Raw genomic sequence first — 3,615 nt, 5'->3', positions numbered from 1 at the left:
AAAAACAAGAAAATAAAATAATCTCGGGCATCCGTATTACGGTTGAACACGCCATCGCGGGTATCAAGCGCTTCGGTTGTATGACCCAAATTTTACGGAATCGTAGACCCTTTATTGATGATACCTTTTTACTCCTTAGTGCCGGTCTTTGGAATTTCCATCTCAGAACAGCCTAAAATTTACTTCAATCACCGAAATACCCTTATTTCACTATTAAGCAACACGCTTAATGTCTTTGTTATAGAGAGCTGCTTTAGCACATACAGCAAAAGTTGTTAAGGCTTCAAATGAAAAATATTGTAATGATTATTCAAAACTATTTAACCCGTTATCATGTTATGTAAAATCGTTAAATCTTATTGGAAAAGGAGAACTAAAGCTTGTAACCAGAGTCTATGATTATAAAATGTGTCATGAATCACATTTTTGTGACTTCAAGATCAACAAAGGGGAGGAAAAAGTTGAATGAAGATTTTTCACCGTTATAATCCACTGAAGATTGCGCGTTACGTTAAGATATTATTTCGTGGTCGATTGTATATCAAAGATATGGGAGTATTTGAATTTGACAAAGGAAAGATATTACCCCCTAGAATTAAAGATAAGCGGCATTTCAACATAATGAATGAAATCAATAAAGAAGTCCTTATCCTCCAGACAGAAATAGGTTAACTCATCTGATAAATTGTGCGCCACATCCTCAGTGGCGCAAATAAAATACAAACTAATCATGACCTAACAATTTTAATCCATAAGTTTTACGACAGATCGGATTAGCAAAAAGTGTTTTACTATACTTCGCTTTACTCGCTTCATGTTAAATTTAATGCTTACCAACCACATTTCATTTTGTGGCTGGCGTTTAATAATTTGGTCTTGGATCTGTCAACAGCGATGTTTTGATTAGTATAAAGATTATAACTTTAAACAAAATTAAATTTATGTGTGCGTTTTTGTTAAAAAATTGAAGTAGTATATATACTTTATCAGCTTATCAACACTTGTTGATGGAACATATCAATCTCAAAGAAGAGAAAGGTTTTCTCCTATGCAAAAAACTGTTTTAGCACTACTTATTAGTCTGTCTGCTCTGACAGTCTCCTCCTTTGCTGTTGCCAAAGACGTTACTTACGGTGAACAAAAAATCATACTGTCTGATTCCATTTCTCCGGGTAATGATTTTTATCAATATGTTAATCAAGATTGGATAGCTCATACAAAAATCCCAGCTGGAATGTCACGTATTAATTCCTTTGTTGAGTTATATCTCAAAACAGAAAAACAGCTGCAAGCACTGATAAATAAACTTGAAGTTCAACCGGAGAGTGAGCTTAATCATAATCAACGCAATATTCGTAATCTTTATCGCAGTTATTTAAATGAAACTGCAGTTGAAAAAACAGGTTTAATGCCGGTACAAAATGCCCTGAATGCTATCAAGCAGGCAAAAACTCACGCTGATATTACTAATTTGATGGCAAAACCAGGTTATATGCCATTTATTTCCTATTGGGTTGGATTGGATGCAAAAGTACCTGATACCTATGTTCTTTATCTGGGACAAGGTGGTTTAGGCCTACCAAATAGAAATTACTATCTGGATAACACTAAACAGATGGAGACTATCCGTCACGATTACGTCGCTTATATTGCCACTATTTTACATTTAGCGGGAGAAGGCGAAAAAGAAGCACAGTTAAAGGCTAAGCAGATTTTTGCGTTAGAAAAATCGTTGGCAAAAGTTTATTGGACACCAGAAGCTGAACGTGACACGTTGAAAAATTATCATCCAATGACGCTTAGCCAACTGAAAAAGTTTACGCCAGATTATCAATGGCAGGGGTTTATTCAACAATGGAAACTTTCAGATGAACAGTTGGCGAAAGTTATTGTAGAAAATGACAGTGCAGTTGAACAGCTGGCAAAAATATTGGTTAATACCCCACTATCTACCCTACAAAACTACTTAGTTTTCCATTATCTGAGTAGTAAAGCCAATTACTTGAATCAAGCGTTTTCTGATGCTCGGTTTAATTTTTATTCAACTCGATTAAATGGTATTAAACAGCAGCGTTCACGTAAAGAACGGGCATTGGAAGTCGTGAATAAACTACAAGGAGAGCCGTTGGGGCAGCTTTATGTTGCAACATATTTTGATCCTGATGCTAAAAATAAGATCCAAAATCTGGTGAGTTATGTTAAAGGAACCTTTAAAACACGTTTGCAAAATAATGACTGGATGGATAAACGGACTTGCCAAGAAGCACTCAAAAAGCTTAACCAATTTACGGTTAAAATTGGTTACCCTGAAAAATGGCATGATTTTAGTACGTTGCATTTGCAACCAGATACATTATTCGACAATTATCTGCAAGTACAAAACTGGCTCTATCAAGATAATATGAGCCGGATCGGTGAAAAAGTCAGAAAGTGGGAATGGGGGATGACGCCACAAACAATTAACGCTTATTATAATCCAGTTCAGAATGAAATTGTTTTCCCGGCGGCTATTTTGCAAGCGCCATTTTTTGATCAAAATGCTGATCCTGCTTATAACTATGGTGCCATTGGTGCGGTGATCGGGCATGAGATGGGACATGGTTTTGACGATCAAGGCCGTCTTTATGACGGAACAGGGCAATTAAGAAACTGGTGGTCAACGGCTTCACAGCAGCATTTTAAAGAAAAAACCGCCAAACTTATAAAGCAGTATAACGGGTTTAAAATTGATGGTTTAGCTGTTAACGGTAAACTTACCCTAGGTGAAAATATTGGTGATCTCGGTGGATTAAATATTGCCCTCAATGCTTATAAGCAATTTTCTAAAGAACATTATCCGAATGGTGAACCGCCGATTATCGATGGAATGACGGGATTACAACGCTTCTTTATAGCCTGGGCGAGAACTTGGCGCGAGTTAGCTAATAAAGAGTCAGAGCGTAATAAGATTATGGCTGATCCCCATAGTCCGAATCCCTATCGTGCCAACGGTGTGGTACGCAATATGGATGATTGGTATGCAGCATTTAATGTAGAAAAAGAGCATAAGCTTTATCTGGCACCTAAAGATCGAATCCATATCTGGTAGACTTCAATATCAGGCTCTATAGCGTAGAGCCTGATAAACTTGCTGCTTTCGGGTAATAACGTTAGAAACACTTCATTTGTATAATCGCAAACATAAACGATATGTGATATTCAACAATGAGGTGAATTAATGATGGATAAATCAATCATCGTTGCTTGTGTACAGGCAGCTCCTGTATTTATGGATTTGGAAGGAACTATTGATAAAACTATCGATTTAATAAAAGAAGCGGCCAGTAGAGGGGCGGAATTGATCGCTTTTCCGGAAAATTGGCTACCTGGTTATCCTTGGTTTCTTTGGTTGGACTCACCTGCCGCGCCAATTCCCAAACGAAATGCAACAAAGTAAATCCTTGGTCATACATAGATAAAATTACTGTAATGACCCCATAAGAGATACTGTTGTATGAAGGGAAAACATTTGAACTTACATGAGCGTTTTTATATCGAAAAACGAATAATTGACGGTGTTACTCAGGCCACTATTGCTAGAGAATTGGGGCTTTCTCGTTCAACTGTCAGCAGGGA

5 protein-coding genes are annotated in these 3,615 nt (G+C 37.1%); all 5 read left to right on the top strand.

Translation table 11 applies throughout. From position 1 onward, the window contains the following. Nucleotides 1-17: 17 nt before the first annotated feature. Nucleotides 18-176 (top strand): hypothetical protein, encoded by a 159-nt coding sequence (locus tag CBG25_RS21275; protein ID WP_366212646.1) that lies wholly within the window; start codon nt 18-20, stop codon nt 174-176. A gap of 289 nt (nt 177-465) precedes the next feature. Continuing rightward, nucleotides 466-672, top strand: a complete 207-nt coding sequence (locus tag CBG25_RS03405) for a DUF1107 domain-containing protein (RefSeq protein ID WP_026821849.1) — start codon at nt 466-468, stop codon at nt 670-672. Between the two features lie 376 nt (nt 673-1,048). Then, nucleotides 1,049-3,088, top strand: coding sequence for a M13 family metallopeptidase (locus CBG25_RS03400; RefSeq protein WP_290604529.1), 2,040 nt, complete (start codon nt 1,049-1,051; stop codon nt 3,086-3,088). Between the two features lie 129 nt (nt 3,089-3,217). After that, nucleotides 3,218-3,436, top strand: a complete 219-nt coding sequence (locus CBG25_RS03395; protein ID WP_290604527.1) for a nitrilase-related carbon-nitrogen hydrolase — start codon at nt 3,218-3,220, stop codon at nt 3,434-3,436. A gap of 57 nt (nt 3,437-3,493) precedes the next feature. Further along, the coding region (locus tag CBG25_RS21270) for a helix-turn-helix domain-containing protein (protein ID WP_366212652.1) at nt 3,494-3,615 on the top strand (122 nt) is incomplete at its 3' end.

The organism is Arsenophonus sp. ENCA (genome assembly GCF_002287155.1).
Lineage (GTDB): Bacteria > Pseudomonadota > Gammaproteobacteria > Enterobacterales > Enterobacteriaceae > Arsenophonus > Arsenophonus nilaparvatae.
This window is presented reverse-complemented; position numbering and strand designations above follow the sequence as displayed.

Bases quoted from the DNA above. Each gene is read 5' to 3' on its own strand.
- CBG25_RS03405 (WP_026821849.1), top strand. From the start codon at position 466: ATGAAGATTTTTCACCGTTATAATCCACTGAAGATTGCGCGTTACGTT.
- CBG25_RS03400 (WP_290604529.1), top strand. From the start codon at position 1,049: ATGCAAAAAACTGTTTTAGCACTACTTATTAGTCTGTCTGCTCTGACA.
- CBG25_RS03395 (WP_290604527.1), top strand. From the start codon at position 3,218: ATGATGGATAAATCAATCATCGTTGCTTGTGTACAGGCAGCTCCTGTA.